This window comes from Acidisoma sp. L85 (assembly GCF_009765865.1).
Classification (GTDB): domain Bacteria; phylum Pseudomonadota; class Alphaproteobacteria; order Acetobacterales; family Acetobacteraceae; genus Acidisoma.
In genome coordinates this window covers 63,400-79,908 of sequence record NZ_LMUQ01000063.1, presented here as the reverse complement: position 1 = coordinate 79,908, position 16,509 = coordinate 63,400, and the positions used below count along the sequence as shown (strand labels likewise).

The 16,509-nt window shown below is 58.7% G+C and carries 12 protein-coding genes and 2 pseudogenes; 9 read left to right on the top strand and 5 right to left on the bottom strand.

The features are described from left to right. Positions 1–545 precede the first annotated feature (545 nt). From ltrA to GSQ83_RS21670, 3 genes and pseudogenes are all read left to right on the top strand, one after another. Positions 546–1,805 (top strand): group II intron reverse transcriptase/maturase, encoded by a 1,260-nt coding sequence (gene ltrA / locus GSQ83_RS21680; protein ID WP_174246711.1) that lies wholly within the window; start codon positions 546–548, stop codon positions 1,803–1,805. Positions 1,806–1,885: 80 nt separating this feature from the next. Further along, positions 1,886–2,207 (top strand): annotated as a pseudogene (locus GSQ83_RS21675) (transposase); the annotation flags it as partial. A 184-nt stretch (positions 2,208–2,391) separates the two neighbouring features. Beyond that, complete coding sequence (locus tag GSQ83_RS21670) at positions 2,392–2,751, top strand: MBL fold metallo-hydrolase (protein WP_216850468.1); 360 nt, start codon at positions 2,392–2,394, stop codon at positions 2,749–2,751. Between the two features lie 620 nt (positions 2,752–3,371). On the opposite strand, the gene GSQ83_RS21665 is transcribed toward GSQ83_RS21670, so the two are convergent. The 3 genes from GSQ83_RS21665 to GSQ83_RS21655 are packed head-to-tail and all read right to left on the bottom strand — an operon-like array spanning position 3,372 to position 6,094. Further along, positions 3,372–4,607 (bottom strand): LVIVD repeat-containing protein, encoded by a 1,236-nt coding sequence (locus GSQ83_RS21665; protein ID WP_216850466.1) that lies wholly within the window; start codon positions 4,605–4,607, stop codon positions 3,372–3,374. A gap of 33 nt (positions 4,608–4,640) precedes the next feature. After that, positions 4,641–5,336, bottom strand: a complete 696-nt coding sequence (locus GSQ83_RS21660; RefSeq protein ID WP_158804964.1) for a GntR family transcriptional regulator — start codon at positions 5,334–5,336, stop codon at positions 4,641–4,643. Continuing rightward, entirely contained in the window at positions 5,333–6,094 is a 762-nt protein-coding gene (locus GSQ83_RS21655; protein WP_158804963.1) for an HpcH/HpaI aldolase/citrate lyase family protein, read from the bottom strand. The genes GSQ83_RS21660 and GSQ83_RS21655 overlap by 4 nt, the downstream gene beginning before the upstream one ends. A 136-nt stretch (positions 6,095–6,230) precedes the next feature. On the opposite strand from GSQ83_RS21655, the gene GSQ83_RS21650 reads away from it, so the two are divergent. From GSQ83_RS21650 to GSQ83_RS21630, 5 genes are all read left to right on the top strand, one after another. Next, positions 6,231–7,820: a sugar ABC transporter ATP-binding protein gene (locus GSQ83_RS21650; protein WP_158804962.1), complete on the top strand. Its 1,590-nt coding sequence runs from the start codon at positions 6,231–6,233 to the stop codon at positions 7,818–7,820. Next, a complete protein-coding gene (locus GSQ83_RS21645) occupies positions 7,817–8,773 on the top strand; it encodes an ABC transporter permease (RefSeq protein ID WP_158804961.1) in 957 nt (318 codons plus the stop codon). The genes GSQ83_RS21650 and GSQ83_RS21645 overlap by 4 nt, the downstream gene beginning before the upstream one ends. Next, positions 8,770–9,759 (top strand): ABC transporter permease, encoded by a 990-nt coding sequence (locus GSQ83_RS21640; RefSeq protein ID WP_158804960.1) that lies wholly within the window; start codon positions 8,770–8,772, stop codon positions 9,757–9,759. Before GSQ83_RS21645 ends, GSQ83_RS21640 begins: the two co-directional genes overlap by 4 nt. Before the next feature lie 53 nt (positions 9,760–9,812). After that, a complete protein-coding gene (locus GSQ83_RS21635; RefSeq protein WP_158804959.1) occupies positions 9,813–10,847 on the top strand; it encodes a substrate-binding domain-containing protein in 1,035 nt (344 codons plus the stop codon). Between the two features lie 154 nt (positions 10,848–11,001). Continuing rightward, positions 11,002–11,976, top strand: a complete 975-nt coding sequence (locus GSQ83_RS21630; RefSeq protein WP_158804958.1) for a hydroxyacid dehydrogenase — start codon at positions 11,002–11,004, stop codon at positions 11,974–11,976. A 724-nt stretch (positions 11,977–12,700) separates the two neighbouring features. On the opposite strand, the pseudogene GSQ83_RS21620 reads toward GSQ83_RS21630, so the two are convergent. Together GSQ83_RS21620 and GSQ83_RS21615 are read right to left on the bottom strand one after the other, a co-directional pair. Continuing rightward, a pseudogene (locus GSQ83_RS21620) lies at positions 12,701–13,010 on the bottom strand (transposase); the annotation flags it as partial. Positions 13,011–13,327: 317 nt separating this feature from the next. After that, on the bottom strand, positions 13,328–14,407 hold the full coding sequence (locus GSQ83_RS21615) for an IS630 family transposase (RefSeq protein ID WP_158804956.1): 1,080 nt from the start codon (positions 14,405–14,407) through the stop codon (positions 13,328–13,330). Between the two features lie 1,439 nt (positions 14,408–15,846). On the opposite strand from GSQ83_RS21615, the gene GSQ83_RS21610 reads away from it, so the two are divergent. Further along, positions 15,847–16,122: an acyl carrier protein gene (locus tag GSQ83_RS21610; protein WP_158804955.1), complete on the top strand. Its 276-nt coding sequence runs from the start codon at positions 15,847–15,849 to the stop codon at positions 16,120–16,122. Positions 16,123–16,509: the final 387 nt, after the last annotated feature.

Here is a 16,509-nt window from a genome sequence, read left to right as displayed (position 1 = left end):
GACGAGGGTGTGCTGTGAACGCACGACCAGCGATGGAAGTGCGGAGCTGCATAGAAGATGAGGGTGGGCCCCTCGAAGCCGACCGTCAGGGGCAGGCTTCAAACTACCGCAAGCTGCGACGGTAAAGAGCCGTTGTGGTGAGCGTTGCGGAAAAGGCGGGACTTGATCCCGTCAGGTGAGGTTCAGAGAGACGAGCGAAAGCGAACCGCTGATGACGTGTCGAAAAGTGCAAGACGATGTCGAAACCGGGTGGAACTCGTTAACCCGGGACGAGTCTGGGGGATGGCCTGATTTCTGCCCAGGCGGCATCCGGCATAAAGGCGGCGTGACTCTGAACCAGGCTTCTATGTGGAACGCAGGAACCTGTCGCCCCGATGCTAAGGGAGAAATCCAAATAGGTGGACCCTATGAGGATGAGAGTACCGATGCGGGGCACAGGGGCGGAGCAACCCGTAGTAGTGATGAAGGTCCTGTAATGGGGCTGGAGCGAAGGGGTTGCATTGTTCAGCTCTGGCCTGAGGGCAACCAGCAACGGGAGGACCCTCATGGATAGAGCCAAGCCGTATGACATTCCGAAAAGGGAAGTAGGGGAAGCCTATAAGAGGGTTAGAGCCAACCAAGGGGCGGCTGGCGTAGACGGCCAGACGATTTCGGACTTTGAGGCTGATCTTGGGAACAACCTCTACAAACTCTGGAATCGTCTGTCGTCCGGCAGCTACTTTCCGCCACCGGTGCGGCGGGTCGACATACCAAAGAGCGATGGCAAGACGCGCCCTCTGGGGATTCCCACGGTCGCTGATCGCATCGCCCAGATGGTGGTCAAACGGCATCTGGAACCGTTGGTGGAGCCGCAATTCCACCCGGATTCCTATGGATACCGGCCCGGCAAATCGGCGCTTGATGCAGTCGGCATGGCGCGGCAGCGATGCTGGCGTCGTGACTGGGTTCTTGATCTCGATATCAAAGCCTTCTTCGACAGCATTGAAACGGAACTGCTGATGCGGGCGGTGCGCAAGCACACCGATTGTCCGTGGGCGCTTTTATACATCGACAGATGGCTGAAAGCGCCGATGCAGATGGCGGATGGGAGCATCATCGGGCGAGAGAGAGGGACGCCGCAGGGTGGGGTCATCAGCCCCCTCTTGGCCAATCTCTTTCTGCACTACACGTTCGACTTGTGGATGCGCCGGAACTTCCCGGACATACTGTTCGAACGCTATGCCGATGATGCGATCTGTCACTGTCGCACTGAAGACCAAGCCACAGCGCTGCGGACTGCTCTTGAGGCGCGGTTTGCGGAGTGCGGACTAACGCTGCATCCTGAGAAGACGAAGATCGTCTATTGCAAGGATGGAAGTCGCCGTGAAACTCACCCGACCTTCAAGTTCGACTTTCTTGGCTACGCTTTCAGGCCAAGGATGGTGAGCAAAAGGGCCGGGGGGATGGGCGTCTCGTTCAGTCCCGCAGTCAGCACAAAGGCCCTCACGGCGATCCGTCGGGCTGTTCGGAGTTGGTCGATGCATCGACGAAGTGACAAGACCCTGGATGATCTCGCGCAGATGTTCAACTCGAGCATTCGCGGCTGGATCAACTACTACGGGCGGTTCTGCCCTTCGGCCCTCTATCCGACCTTGCAGCGCATCGACCTTACCTTGGCGCGATGGGCAAGCGGAAAGTTCAAGTCCCTGCGCGGGCACAAGCGGCGATCCCGACACTGGCTGGCGCGCATCGCACGCCATCAGCCTCGGCTGTTCGCTCACTGGAGCCTGCTCTATGGAAGCGGCCGAACAATGGGAGCCGGATGATGCGAGAGTATCACGTCCGGTTCTGAGAGAGCGCGGGGATGCAACTGCCCCGCGCCACTCGCCTCTTCGTCCGGATCCGGGGTGAGCTGCATTATCTTTGGCGTGCCGTCGATCAAGATGGGATCGTGCTCGACGTCCTGGTGCAGCGTCGCCGCGATGCCGGAGCGGCGAAGCGCTTCTTCAAGCGGCTGCTGAAGGGTCTGCAGTATGTGCCGCGCGTCCTCATCACCGACAAGCTGGGCAGCTATGGCGCGGCGAAGCGTACGCTGATGCCCGATGTCGAACACCGCAAGAGCCGCTACCTGAACAATCGAGCGGAGAACTCGCATCGACCAACTCGGCGCCGAGAACGGCAGATGCAGCGCTTCAAGTCGGCGCGGCAAGCGCAACGCTTCCTATCCGCACACGCCTTCATCCATGGCCACTTTCATCCGCAGCGCCATCTAACGACCGCGAGGCGGTACCGGGCAACCCGTTCAGCGGCCTTCAGGGTTTGGGACCAGGAGACGTGTACCCAGACGACAGCATAAATGCGTCGTGCTCCATGCTCCTACCCAAGAGCCCACCTCAACTGGTTAAGTTGACAATGCCAGGGGGTGCGACAGTCGTGCATTCCGGGGATACGGTGCCTTTTCCGGGCCAGGCAGAGGAGATGCACGACCTCGGCGCGGACCTCGCTTTGTTTCCCGTCAACGGCCGCTCGGCAGCGCTTGCGGCACAACGGGTCCCGGGCAATTTCTTCCTGGCCGAGGCTATCGCCACGGCGACCGCCGCGGGAATTCCGGCGATGCTCGCCTATCACTATGGCATGTTCGATTTCAATACCGTGCTGCGCAGCCTTATCGAAGCTCAGGCGTCCGAGCCCCGCCTCCCCATCTTTCTCCTACCTGCGGCAGTTGGTGTGGAATATCACCTGTCCGCGATATGCTCTCCCACGATATCGTAAAGCCTTTGCGGCACCTCAGTTGCGTGTATCCGGTGGCCACCCGTATCTGTTTTTAGTTGGTTCACCATATTCGCCTGACTGTAGTGCAATGTGCTGCTCAAATCGGTCGTCAAGACTTTCTCCTCGGCGGCCAGCCGTGGCGGATAACTGTGCCCGCTGATCTCGTGAGGTCACGCGTGGTATTGGTGCATGAGAGAGAAACTCGCAGTGGGGTTGGCCGATGCACACTGGCAACATTAGCCAGTGACGCAATGTCCATTCGTTGAAAACGCTTTCCAGCTGAGATCGCAGGTCGCGCTGCCTGATTTCTACTATGTATATAGCCTGAGCCTTCGGAACGTCGAGCTGCTGCTGCCGAAAGAGGTGATCGCGTGCTTCGTCGGGATTTGGTGTGTCGAGCAGGAAGGGCGGCCAGCCCAAAAGGCTTAGCTGCAGCGCAGGCCTGTCATGAGTCAGCGGCCCCCAACAGATACGAATCTGCTCAACGGAATCCACGGCGCAGTAGGTTATCGGGCTTCAGGCAAAAGATGACCGAAAAGCTCGCCATCGCTACCCCTTTCTTTCTGCTCCTGCCACCGAGGTTGATCGATGTGGCGCAAGCAGGAGGTCATTAGGACAAGCTAAACTCCTTTCCATTGCAGGATGTAGAGCCCCGCATTGTAATCGGTAATGTACATAAGCCCGTCCCTCTGGACGTTGACGTCGCAGGTGTGGATGACGCGGTGGCGGTCAGGACGGGTATCCAACCACTGCTCGGGTGTGCTTGGCACGAAGAAGCCGATTTCCTGAGGCTGGAACTGGTTGCGGATGTCGAATACTCGAACCCCAGCATTCTGGTAGGTTGCAAAGATGATTTCAGAGCTCTGAAAACAACCTGGCCTATTTTCGTGCAGATTGTGAGGGCCGAAATGGCCGCCCTTGGCGACGTAATCCTGGTCACGTGGTGTCGGAAAGGTCGCGACAGTCACCGGGTTCTGCGGCGTGCGGATATCGACCACCCAAGTATATTTCATGGGCTCCTGGTCGATGTCGAGAACCGCCTCATCCGCTACAATGCATAGTCCGCGATCGACCAGCGGCAGAGCACTATGCGTGCCACCAGCGAAGGGCGGCGACCAATTGGTATGCGAGATGAGCTTTGGCGCGGCTTTATCCGAAATATCGAGCAGAGTGAGGCCACCATCCCGCCAGGATGCATACGCCACGCTACCATCGATCACGGCATGATGAAGCGCCACGCGGCCGGCCATCGTCATCGTCTCGCCGCCCGCGGCCCACATTCCGGGTAGCGCCCAGCGGCCAACTTCGCGCGGCTTGGCGGGATTCTCCATATCAATAACGATAAAGATGTGGTCCGTGTAGCCGTCGAGCAGAGCGGACGCATAGGCATAGCGGTCTCCAACCCACCAAATTCGATGCAGGCCCAGGCCTTCCACCTCCATAAAGCCAATTGCACGTGGATGCGCCGGGTTAGAGATGTCGTAAACGCGCATGCCGGCGGTATAGTCTTCACCTCTCTTCCCGAACTTGCTCGAATGCACACCTTCAATCGAGTGGCCGTAATATTCGGTCTCTTTTACGTAAACGGAATAGAAGTTGAATTCTTCCACCACAAGAAGAAGATCGTTGGCGGTTTGTATGTGCACCGACCATGACCGGTTATGTGTTGGCAGAAAGTTTACCGGGGCGGGGTTGCGCGGATCACGCACGTCGATGACGCTGACGCCACCGCTGAAAACGTGGCTGACGAAGGCGTGGCCCTTGTGTATCATACATTGGATGCCATCAGCGCGCCCAGCCTGGTTGCTGCGCCCAACGAATTCTATATTCTTTGCGGAGTCGAAGAGTTTGCTCATCATATGTTCTCCATCGAGAGTTTTTATCGCTCCTCACGCGCGCTTGGCAAAAACGAGATCTTGGACCACGGCAGCATTATATGTCTTTAGATAGCGATCTTTCGCCAGGGGTAGATGTTCCTTCACAAGAGCAACTAGTCGAGGGCGGTCGCATTGCCGGCAGGCTTCGATCATCGCCCAGTGATCGCGGCAAACCTTGGTGAGGAAGTTCGGGTCCATGTAGGGGTGAAACCGCACCGTAAGCGCCCGTATGGCACAAAGATCGATCATTTCGGTAAGCACGGGGTTTCCCAGCTGGGCATAGAGGTGCCGGTGGAAGCGGTTGTTGTGGTCAAAGATGCGCCTAAGATCCTGATGCGCAACGGCCTTCTCATGGTCGTGCTGGATCGCGACGAGCTCGGTCATGGCCTCAGGTTTCAGTGGCAGGGGCATCGCCTCGACAGCAGCCGTCTCCAACAGCATCCGCACCGCGTAGATCTGCTCGACACGCTCTGGTTTGAGGTCGCGCACCGAGGCACCTTTATTGCGCTGCCGATCAACGAGCCCGGCCTGCTCGAGCGCTAACAAAGCCTCGCGTACGGCTGCCCGATGGGAGCGGAAACGTAGTACTAGATCGGCTTCGACCAAGCGTTCACGGGGGTTGAGGCGTCCGAAGACGATGTCATCGCGGAGGGCCTCAACGATTTCTTGGCCTGAGGCGGATAAGGATGAGTCGGGCTCCTTCGTCATGCAATGAATTCGGCCAGGAGGCGCTTCGATGCCGCCGTCATGAGCCGCAGATCCGAACCGGTGACAAATAGGCGATAACCCTCCGCCTGCATCCGTTTGGCGTAGGCTGTGGTTTCGCAGGCAAGGCCGGCCATGATGTTGGCTCTCACAGCGCTTTGCGCGATTCGGTGAAGCGCGTCGAGGACTGTCTTGTCGTCGGTATCCATACGTGGTGGCCGGCCTAGGCTGGCCGCAATGTCGCTCGGTCCTGCGAAGACGCCGTCGAGACCTGGAACTTGCGCGATAGCATCCAGTGCCTCCAGCCCTTCTGAGGTCTCGATCATTGCAATTGCTAGCACCTGGTCGTTGGCCTTGCTGACGTAGTCGTCACCGAACAGCAATCGAGCTCGCACAGGGCCGAAGCTGCGCGAACCGCTCGGCGGGTAACGGCAGGCGGAGACCAGCGTCTGGGCTTCGGCGACGGAACTCACCATCGGGCAAATGATGCCGCTCGCTCCAGCGTCTAGAAGCCGTCCAATTAGGGCGACGTCCAGCGCCGGTGGACGCACCAGCACAAGGGCGCCGAGATTGGTCGTGACCTGCAATAGCGTCACCATCTCCTCAAAGCCAGTCATGCTGTGTTGCATATCGGCCACCAGACAGTCCCAACCCAGCCGCGCAATCATTTCGGCTGACAGCGGTGAGGCGCTGTGTAGCCAAGTCGTCCGTATTCCACGTCCGTTAGGACCCGCTAGGTCTATCAGATTCTTGGGCGGCATTACGGACCCTCCACGTGCAGGTGGGATATAATCGTTTACCAGGATTGTCAAATCGGATTGTTTGACAATCCTGGTAAACACCGGTAGATCGATCGAAGTCCCGCAGAGACGGGGAGTGGACTTGTAAGGGGAGGACATGCAGGACATCGGCGAACCCATCTCGTGCGCTGCAGCTGCTGACTTCAAGCCGACGATAGCCGCTTGTCGTCTGATTGGAGCGGGGAAGCGCTTTTTCGGGACCTGGGCCGTTCGTCACGTCGATCTCGAGTTCCGCGCCGGTGAGGTGCACGCAGTAATGGGCGAGAACGGAGCTGGCAAAAGCACTTTGATGAAAATGCTGCACGGAGTCCACCTCCCCGACGAGGGTCAGGTAGAGGTCTTTGGACGGCTCGTGACGCTGACTTCACCCCGTGCCGCGGAAGCCGAAGGCATTGCAATGGTGCCGCAAGAGCTCGACCTGTTCCCCGATCTGTCGATCGTCGAGAACCTCTTTGTCGGACGGAAGAGGCCGCGAACCCGCCTCGGCACCTTTGACTGGGCGACGATGCGCCGCTCTGCACTCTCCGCCTTCGCACGCCTCGATATTGCAATTGACGTTGATGCGCCGATACGCTCGCTCTCAGGGGCGAATGCCCAGATGGTCGAGATTGCACGCGCGCTGATGCACGACGCGCGCATCGTGATCATGGACGAGCCCACGGCGGCGCTCACAGAACGCGAGGCGCAGCGGTTGTTCGGGATCTTGGGCGAGCTCAAGCGGAGGGGTGTCGCAATTATCTATATATCGCATCGTCTCGACGAAGTCTTCCAGATCGCCGATTACATCACTGTGATGCGTGACGGAGAACGCATCCATACCGGCCCCACCAGTGGCCTTGAAATGACAACCCTGATCCAGATGATGATCGGTCGCCCGCTCAGCAAGTTGTTCCACCGAACGCGCCACCCGGCCGGTGACACTATGCTCGAGTTACGAAGCCTGAGCCGACGCGGGGTTTTTGGTGACATCTCCTTCACGGTTCGTCGCGGTGAGATCGTCGGCATGTCGGGGCTTATTGGAGCCGGCCGGTCCGAGGTGGCGCAGGCAATCTTCGGCATCGCGCCGGCGACCGATGGACAGATCCTCATCGCAGGACATCCCGTCTCCATCGCGACGTCCCGGCAAGGCATCGGCCATGGCATCATCTATGTGCCAGAGGAACGCCGCTCGCAGGGTCTCGTGCTGGAATATGCAATCGACTGGAACATGACGTTCAGCGCGCTTGACCGCATCTCGCGCGGTGGTTTCGTTTCTCGCCGGCGAGAGAAACAGATCGCCGAGCGATTCCGCGGCCTGTTTTCAATACGCTGCAACAGCATAGGTGCACCAGTCGGCTCGCTATCGGGCGGTAACCAACAGAAGGTGCTGTTAGCCAAAGCGCTCGTGGTTGAGCCCGACATCATCCTGCTCGACGAACCGACCCGGGGCGTCGACGTCGGCGCTAAGGCCGAAATATACCGCATCATTGACGATCTAGCGGCGGCCGGAAAAGCCGTGCTCGTGGTGTCGTCGGAGATGAATGAACTGTTATCGATGGCGGACCGGATCCTAGTGATGCATCGCGGCCGTCTGACTGGCAGCTTCGAAGGTCCCGACTTCCCTGTCGCTGCGATCGGCGCTGCGGCTGCGGGAATCGTGGCCGAGCACAATGAGGATGTCACGCTGCATCCCGGAGCGGTCGTGTGAAAGGTCTGTGGGTCGGCCGCGTCATCAGACGGCCGGAAGCACCGCCGCTCGCCTTTCTGGTGATCATGGCGATCCTGTTGGGTCTCACCACGCCGCGCTTTCTGGCTGGGGCCAACCTGTTGAGTATCGTGAGCCAGGTCTCAGTGGTGGGAATAGTGTCGCTCGCGCTCAATCAGGTGATCCTGTCCGGCGAAATTGACGTCTCAGTCGGCTCCCTGCTCGCCGCCTGCGCGTTCACCTTCGCCACAATGGCCCATGCCACGTCAGGGCTGCTCTTGCCGCTGCTTGCTTCGATCGCAGTGGGAGCCTTTATTGGCTTGCTCAACGGCGCCATCGTGACGATCGGCCGTGTACCCTCCATCGTCGCGACTCTCGGGATGCTGCTTGGATTGCGCGGCGTGGTGCTATTGCTGGGCGCTAACGGCATTCTCCTGGTGCCAAATGCGGCCCGTCAATTCGGACTTGGTACGGTCGTGGGCGTACCCACACCCATCGTCTTTCTGGTGCTGGTCTTCGCTGTATTCGACATCGCCAATCGCCATACTGAATGGGGCCGTGACATTCTCGCTGTGGGCAGCAACCGGCGTGCCGCCGATGCCGTTGGCCTGCGTGCGGGCTTCGTTAAATTCCGCTGCTTTGTAGCAGTAGGCCTCGGCTGCGGTATCGCGGGGGCGGTCTTCGCAGGCCAGATTGGCGAGATCCAGGCTACTGCCGCGACCGGCTTCGAGCTGCAGGCCATCGCCGCGGTGGTTCTCGGCGGCACTAGCATTACAGGCGGCCGCGGTTCGACCTTCGCCCCGGTGTTTGGCGCCTTGCTAGTCGGCGTGATCCTCAATGCCCTGACGCTTAACAGTGTGCCGGGTACCTTCGAACAACTTGTACTTGGGACGCTCATCTTGGCCGCGATCTCTATCGATGCCGTCCGGTTCCGCGCCTTAAGGAGGGCATCATGAGCCCGACAATCGTAGGGCCGTTGACCCCTACCGAGGCGCCTAGGCGCCGCAGACCCTCCCTAACCCGCACGATGGTTCTATTCCTGCTCCTGCTCGCGGAGTTGACCGTCTTCAATCTGCTCTTACCGGGCTATATGAGCCCCGGTAGCCTTCTCGATACCTCGCGCACCTTCGTCGAGACCGGCATCCTCGCGCTCGGCATGACCTTCGTCATCATCTCCGGCGGCATCGACCTATCGGTCGCGTCGCTGCTGGCGCTCGTTTCGGTGGTGATGGGACTTAGCTTTCAGGCTGGCCTGCCGCTGCCCGCGGCCATGCTGCTTGGCCTCGCTACGGGCATTGGGGGCGGACTGCTGAACGGTGCGGCAGTCGCGTATCTCGGGCTGCATCCCTTCGTCGTGACACTTGCTACCATGGCGATCTATCGCGGCGCGGCCTATGCTATCTCCAATGCGGCCGCGGTGTCGGACTTTCCGCCGTGGTTCACCACCATCGGCCAATCCTATTTCATAAACGGGCTGGTGCCCACGCAGCTGCCCATTCTTTTGGTGGCAGCGATTGCGCTGTGGCTGTTGTTGTCCCGCACTAGCTTCGGCCGCCGCGTCTATAGCGTTGGCGCCAATGAACTCGCCACGCGTTTCTCGGGCGTATCGGTGGAACGCACTAAGCTCGCGATCTACGGTCTAATGGGGGGCTTGGTCGCCGTAGCAGCGATCATCCAGACCGCAAGGCTGTCCACTGCTCGTGCTAATGCTTCAATGGGCCTGGAACTGCCTGTGATCGCTATGGTTGTGCTGGGGGGTACCCGGATCACCGGAGGGGCGGGCGGTATCCTCGGCACCCTGCTTGGCGTCCTGGTGCTGGCATATTTGCAGGACGGTCTAGCCTCAGTTGGTGTGCGCAATGACTGGGGGCTCGTCGTGGTTGGCGCATTCCTCATCCTGGGCGTGCTGGCCAATGAACTGTTTCGCAAGTCGCCACGCTGACATGCGGGCTCACTCAACCGGCGGAACGTCGGTAACCCTACAGGGAGAAGAAGATGCTTAACTTTAACGAGCTGCCGACCCGCTTATGCAGGCCCACTAGGCGGCAAACGCTGCGGGGCATTGGCGCGGGGCTCCTGGCTAGTGCTAGCACGTTGCTAAGTCACTCCGCGCTGGCCGAGGGCAGTACCGTCGCCTTCGTGCCAAAATTCACCAGCGATCCGTATTTTGTGTCGGCCAACCACGGCGCGCAGGAGGCTGGTAAGGCTCTCGGCCTGACGGTCCATTATAACGGACCAGTTGATGCCGATGTCGCTGGTCAAGTCGATATCGTTGACCGACTGGTTCGCAGCGGAGTCTCGGCGATCTCTATCTGCGCGCTGGACCCCACTGCACTTGCGCCGTCGCTGCTGCGCGCTCGTCGAAAGGGCATCAAGGTCAATACCTGGGATGCGGATGTGACGCCCAACGCGCGCGAAGTCTTCCTCAACCAGGCCTCCTACTCCGCGATTGGCAACGCCATCGTCGACATCATGGCGAAGGGCGCTGGCACCTCGGGTGATTTCGTGATGGTGACCGGATCGCTCACCGCATCTAACATGCTGGCCTGGATGAAGGCTATCAAAGACACTATCGCTGCGAAATATCCCGGCATGGTCATTAAGACCACACTGTTGGGCGAGCAAGACATTCAGAAAGGCACCGACATCACTCTAAACTACCTGCGTTCACACCCCGAGACCAAAGGCGTCTTCACTGTCGACGGCGTAGCCGAAGTCAGCGTCGCTGAGGCGGTCAAGCAGCTGGGGCTTTCGGGCAAGATTACGATTGCCGGGATTGGTGTGCCGAACTCTATTCGTCCTTACATAAAGAGCGGCATCGTCAAGGAAGCCGTGTTGTGGAGCCCGGTCGATATCGGCTACGCCGCGATTTATATTACGAAAGCGCAGTTGGACGGCACCCTGGATCCGGCGAAGGGCTCTGTGGCGGCCGGGCGTCTGGGGAATTTGAAGTTCACGGCGAAGGACGAGATCTTACTTGGACCGCCGCTGATATTCACGCAAGCCAACATCGAGAACTATCACTTTTGAGTTCCGGCAGGGCCGGTCAGGACCGGCCTCACCGGCGTCAGAATGCCCGCAAGCTCAAACACGACGTCTAGCGCCGAAATCCTGCCGTCAACGTGGCTAAGGCAACCGTCTCGGCTACTTTCGTGAACAAGCGGTCAGAACAGGTCACTATCAGATGAAAAACCGCAAGAAAGTCCTCGTTATCCAGCCCATCAGTGATGAAGCGCTACGTCTGTTCGATGAGCATGGCGGGATCGAATACGAGATATTGACTGATACAAGTGCGGAGAACATAGCTGCTCACATCAACGGTGTCGATGCGATCACTATCCGCGACGCACCGTTGCCGGCTTCTGCGTTGGTGAACGCGCGGACGCTGCAGGTCATCTCGCGCCACGGCGTGGGATACGACAACGTGCCGCTTTCCTTTTGCAACGAGCACAAGATCCCGGTGACAATCATCGGCGATGTTAATGCAGTGTCGGTCGCCGAGCACGCACTTTTCCTGATGCTGGCCGTAGCCAGAAACGGCGCCCGCTTCGACCGCGCGATGCGGGCGGGAGACTTCGGAATTCGGAGCCGCATGACAGCGATGGAGCTACGCGGCAAGACGCTACTACTAGTTGGCTACGGGCGCGTTGGCCAGGAACTTGCCAAGCGCGCGAGGGCGCTGGACATGTCGATCGTGGGCTTCGACCCCTTCATCGAGCCTTCGCACTTCCCGGCGGTGACGTTCTTCCCTTCCCTGGAGGAGGCGCTGACGGCTGCCGACGTGGTGTCGTTGCATGTGCCACTTAGCGACAAAACCCGGAACATGATCGACGCCGAGACACTGACTCAGATGAAGAGGGGCGCGATTCTGCTGAATTCGTCTCGCGGCGGCATTATAGACGAAACCGCACTCGTAGCATCGCTCGAAAGCGGCCATCTGCGCGGTGCCGGACTAGATGTGTTCTTGCGGGAGCCATTGCCAGCTGACGATCCCCTGTTTGCACGTGAGGAAATCGTCTTCAGTCCGCATTGTGCGGCCCTAACGGCCGAATGTTTGGTAGAAATGGGCAAAGCAACAGTGCGAAACGTGCTCGCAGCCTTTGACGGGACATTGGATCCAGCTCTGGTTGTTAATCACCTCAGCCTTGTGGGATATTAGGACCGACGTAACTCACAGAAAAAAGCCAGCAGGCCGATCAATAGTCGGGTGCACCTTTGTCCAGATCTAGCTAGCGTATGGCAGATCGAGAGAGGTGCCGCCCCGGCATTACAATGGGCCGTCTATTAATACGCGATTAGAACCCTAAGCGCGTATAGAGTGTGGTGGCGCCAGACGGCGTAGGGGCCGACAAATTGCGCACTCTGCCCGTTAGAAGGAGACGCAGATGCCCCGTCTCGAGCACGCTTTGCAGCCAGGCTGCGGCCAACATCCCAGTCGTATGCTCAACCGCCTCCACAATTGAGGCCACAGCCCCGAGGTGGGTTATGTAATCCTCACCGGAATACTTGCGCACCTGGCCAGCATGGGCAGCTGTCGCGAACGCCTTCGCACGAGCGACAACGTCGCTCGCTCCGCATCAGTCATGGCTGTCCCTACTGTCGGTCTTTATGATCCGTAGCGTGCCCGTTGAGCGTGTCAGCGCACCCTAATCGGCCCTTTGCCTTCTGCGAAGGCACTTGATGGCTGTGATAAGCCTTTTCGCATGGAAAAGGGGCATCAAACCCACCCACGATTGGGCTCGGGGTTCAGTGCTAGACCCAGGCGTGACGTTGGTGAGGCGTGAGGGTCGAGCAATAAAACAGCGCGAAGCCAAGATTGCGGGCGAGATCAACTGAGGCAGCTGGCGAAGAACGCCCACCAACTCATGGTGATGGCGAGATGATAGCACGACGCCGTTCTGATCCACGGCGCGCCAGAGATAGCGTAATTCACCTGAACGCGGATGAACACCTCGTCGAGGTGCCATTTATCACCGGGCCGAGGTCGGCGGCGAGCAGATTGTCGGCGAAGGCTGATCCAAACTTCAGGCACCATCGGCGGACGCTCTCGTAAGAGACGATGACGCCGCGCTCGGCTAGCAGCAGCTCAACATCTCGGAAGCTCAGGCTGAACACGTGATAGAGCCATACAGCGTGGCTGATGAGGTCTGCCGGGAAACGATGGCGATGGTGCGGGTCTGGCGGCTTCTTCATGCCATCATCCTCGCCCAGGCCGTCGTAGACCGCCAGTTAACGTGACAACGCCCCGCTGAGTACGCACCACATTTCACTCGTGCTCTGCCGCTTTTCCTCTTGCTCCGCGTTTTGCGTATCTTCGTCACAGCATACACGTGCTGCCGATTCTACGCGGCCAGCGATACGATCAGCGCCGTCCTCGAAATCGTAGGATTCGGGGTAAGTCGCTCGAAATTGAGTCGACAATCTCTTGGGCGAAATCCTTATGGATTCCAGATTGTTCGAGATAACTCTGCTCGTAGCGCTCGAAGACTTGAATAAAAGAATGGAACGTCCTAGTGGATTGAATCTAACACTTGATGCCCGCGCCTGACGGCAGAAATGATTTTCTCCGGCTCTTTTGTCCAGTGGAAGGGCCGTGGATCGGCATTGTTATCGGCGACGAAGCGGTTGATGGCGGCTTGAAGTGAGACGAGGGAGTGGAACACGCCGCGCTTGAGCCGCTGCTTGGCAAGCTTGGCGAAGAACCCCTCGACGGCATTGAGCCACGAGGCCGAGGTGGGAGTGAAATGGAATATCCAACGCGGATGCCGCTCCAGCCACGCAATGACCTTTGGGTGCTTGTGAGTTCCGTAGTTATCCATGATGGCGTGGACCTGCTTGCCCGCGGGAATCTCAGCCTCAACGGCGTTAAGGAAGCGAATGAACTCCTGGTGCCGATGATGCTGCATGCAGCGGCCGATGACGCGGCCTTCCAGCACGTTCAGCGCGGCGAACAACGTGGTGGTGCCGTTCCTGATGTAGTCATGGCTCATAGTGCCGCAGCGTCCCTTCTTCAGGGGCAACCCGGGCTGAGTGCGGTCGAGCGCTTGGATTTGGCTCTTTTCGTCAACTGAGAGGACGACGGCGTGAGCGGGTGGATCGACATAGAGCCCGACAACGTCGCGCAGCTTGGCGGCGAAGTGCGGATCATTGGACAGTTTGAATTGGCGGATCCGATGCGGCTGCAGGCCGTGAGTGCGCCAGATGCGCTGCGTTGCGCTGAGACTGATCTGGGCGGCCTTTGCCATCGCCCGCCCCGTCCAATGCGTGACCTCGCCGGGTGGCGTCGACAGTGTCAGGGCCACAACTCGATCGGCCACATCCGATCCAAGAGAAGGGATACGCGACGGCCGCGTCTTGTCTCGCAGGAGCCCGTCCATACCCGCCTGCATAAACCGTTCCTGCCAACGCCAAACAGCCGTCTTGGCCTTGCCTGTCCGCCTCATGATCTCAGCGGTACCATGACCCTTTGCCGTCAAGAGGACGATCTGTGCCCGCCAAACATGTTTCTGCGGGCTATTCCGAACGGTCACGACTGCTTGCAGCCGGACCTGATCAGCCGGGCTAACCTCGACGACGATACCTGTGCGCATCGCGCTAGATTCGCACGTCCCGTCCGATCAAGGAATCCCTAATGGGAATCTTCCGTCAGGTTCTATCCACTAGTCCCGACAAGCGGATGGTTAATGGCATTTCCCATCACGGCAAATGCCATCAGGATGTCCATTTGAAGTTCCGAATCACTCGCTAGTTCAGAGAACTCGGTACAAAGCACTGCGAGGCATTCACCGGCCTTCTCGACCGTCATCTTTTTGCCCCCCGCAGGACGACAAGTCAGCAGTTTCTGCGTTTGGGCTGCCCAATAGGCTGGTTCAACAGAAGTCCCATTTGCGTCCGTGTTGTTGCCCCTCAATTTCCGGACAGTGCGACCTCACCGGTTGAAGTTGCGTTGAGATGGATGAACTCCCGAGGGGACCGATAGCCAAGCGAGCGGTGCGGATGCAACGCATTCTATTGCTCGAACCAGGCGGGGAGCGTTTGGATGACTGTCGCGGCGTCGGGCTTTGGATTGAACGCCCATGGTCGAACGTTCGCACTAAGGCTTCTGCCACGCCGTTGAACTGCCACCGTTCTTTGCCACAATGACGAAGCTTCCACTTGACCGAATTAACGAGAACTCATGCGCTTTGATCAGCAACAGGGTCATACGCGAAGACCGGAGGAGTGGAAAGGGAGAATCCCTCCCAGCGTTCATCCTTGTCAACGAAGTTGACGCCCATGTTCCCCACACTGGTGCAGACGTATGGCCGGGTCCAGTTGGGTGGAAGATCAGGCGAACCGCTCGCCATGGCGGCGTTCGCGCTCGATACCAAGATTGCCATGATCGCGCACACGACTACTCGCATCTACGCCTCCCGCAATACCGCTTAGTCGCTCACGCAGGACTATCGCTGGACCTGTCTGCGACCACAACATTTCAAAACATTTCCTTAAAGACTTACGCCGCCGGCGAGCGATTTCGTGCCGGCGCTCCAAGTCGCCGAGCCGGCCATATTGCTCCAGTCGGTGCTTTCTACGACTTCCCGAGATGCTGATGCTGCGTTAAACTTGTCAGCAGACATGCATTCTCCAGCAGGAAGATAGCCCACTGAATCCTCGTTCAGGTCAACCGGCGCGCTGTTCTGCTGCCGGACACGCCAAGGACGACCACCCCTGTACAGATGCCCAAGAGCCCTGCTTTACCCAATTTAGCCGCTCAGCATTTTTGAACCTCCTCCCGCCAGCTTGACCAACCAAAGACGCCGCAGTCGAGGTCGTCAGGTTCCCCTTTCGAATGTTACGACCATTCAAAGAGGCATCGCAGCATCATTGTCCTCCGTCATTATGCTGTTGTTACTCGGCCAGTAGAAAAGGCTATTAGGTAGTACTAAACCACCCCCTTCGGATACCTAAAGGTATATCTTGAAGGTATCCCGACCTAGCCAAATCTCTCGACGTCTGGGCCGTAAAGCCCGACACGCGGAGGGCGGACATGGTTGATCGGGAACATATCCGCCTGTTTATTTCCGAGTATCTCGCTCTCCAGATAGAGAAACTCCCCGATGACGCCAGCCTTTCCTCCGATCTCAATCTCGACAGCTTCAAGTTGATTATCCTCCATATGGCTTTGGAGGAAGAGTGTGGCGTTGAGGTTGAAGCCGACGAGAACATGTCGACCGTCGGGGAAATGATAGACTCGATGCTGGCGGCGCAGACTGCAAAGCCCCAAGCGTCGTTACGGATTGTTCCAAAAGCATCGGGCACTTGATGTGCGATAGCGTACGGGATTCTAGTTCAGAAGAGGGCAATAATTCCGTTTCGCAGTGTGATAAAGTCGCCTCAGCAAATAGATACGAGGTTCTTCTGGAACTTTCGAGAAATTCACCGGCAGCCGGTCAACGACGCGCATGTTGCGGAACTACCACGTTGCTTTTGTCGCATCCATTTTGGTGTCTGGGCTCGCCGTTCCTTGCGGAGGCGGGCTTTCGCTTGGGTATTGGATCGATCCGACGGATGGAGCCGGTGCCACCCTCCAGCACGTCAATCGGGGACGTGGTCGTTGTGGACGGGGAGGCATATCATCGCGCCCGCCGTGACTGGACGAAGCTTGAGGGCCTCAAGCCACCCTCCTGAGCGGGATTAACTTGCGAAATAC